This window comes from Parabacteroides caecihominis (genome assembly GCF_023656785.1).
Classification (GTDB): domain Bacteria; phylum Bacteroidota; class Bacteroidia; order Bacteroidales; family Tannerellaceae; genus Parabacteroides; species Parabacteroides segnis.
This window is the reverse complement of record NZ_JAMOKS010000093.1, coordinates 1-1,159: the sequence shown is the minus strand read 5'-3', so window position 1 is coordinate 1,159 and position 1,159 is coordinate 1. Positions and strand designations below refer to the sequence as shown.

Below are 1,159 nucleotides of genomic sequence, written 5' to 3'. Positions count from 1 at the left end.
ACGATGGATAGGGGTTCTGAGAGGAAGGTCCCCCACACTGGTACTGAGACACGGACCAGACTCCTACGGGAGGCAGCAGTGAGGAATATTGGTCAATGGGCGAGAGCCTGAACCAGCCAAGTCGCGTGAAGGATGAAGGATCTATGGTTTGTAAACTTCTTTTATATGGGAATAAAGTGAGGAACGTGTTCCTTTTTGTATGTACCATATGAATAAGCATCGGCTAACTCCGTGCCAGCAGCCGCGGTAATACGGAGGATGCGAGCGTTATCCGGATTTATTGGGTTTAAAGGGTGCGTAGGTGGTTTTTTAAGTCAGCGGTGAAAGTTTGTGGCTCAACCATAAAATTGCCGTTGAAACTGGGGAACTTGAGTATATTTGAGGTAGGCGGAATGCGTGGTGTAGCGGTGAAATGCATAGATATCACGCAGAACTCCGATTGCGAAGGCAGCTTACTAAACTATAACTGACACTGAAGCACGAAAGCGTGGGGATCAAACAGGATTAGATACCCTGGTAGTCCACGCAGTAAACGATGATTACTAGCTGTTTGCGATACACAGTAAGCGGCACAGCGAAAGCGTTAAGTAATCCACCTGGGGAGTACGCCGGCAACGGTGAAACTCAAAGGAATTGACGGGGGCCCGCACAAGCGGAGGAACATGTGGTTTAATTCGATGATACGCGAGGAACCTTACCCGGGTTTGAACGCATTCGGACCGACTGTGAAAGCAGTCTTTCAGCAATGACCGTTTGCGAGGTGCTGCATGGTTGTCGTCAGCTCGTGCCGTGAGGTGTCGGCTTAAGTGCCATAACGAGCGCAACCCTTATCACTAGTTACTAACAGGTCATGCTGAGGACTCTAGTGAGACTGCCAGCGTAAGCTGTGAGGAAGGTGGGGATGACGTCAAATCAGCACGGCCCTTACATCCGGGGCGACACACGTGTTACAATGGTGGGGACAAAGGGCAGCTACACAGCGATGTGATGCTAATCTCCAAACCCCATCTCAGTTCGGATCGAAGTCTGCAACCCGACTTCGTGAAGCTGGATTCGCTAGTAATCGCGCATCAGCCATGGCGCGGTGAATACGTTCCCGGGCCTTGTACACACCGCCCGTCAAGCCATGGGAGTTGGGGGTACCTAAAGTCCGTAACCG

Annotated in this window: 1 rRNA gene; it reads left to right on the top strand. The window is 51.2% G+C overall.

Features of this window, described 5'->3' with window-relative positions:
- Nucleotides 1–1,159 (top strand): 16S ribosomal RNA (locus NBH14_RS28635); the annotation flags it as partial.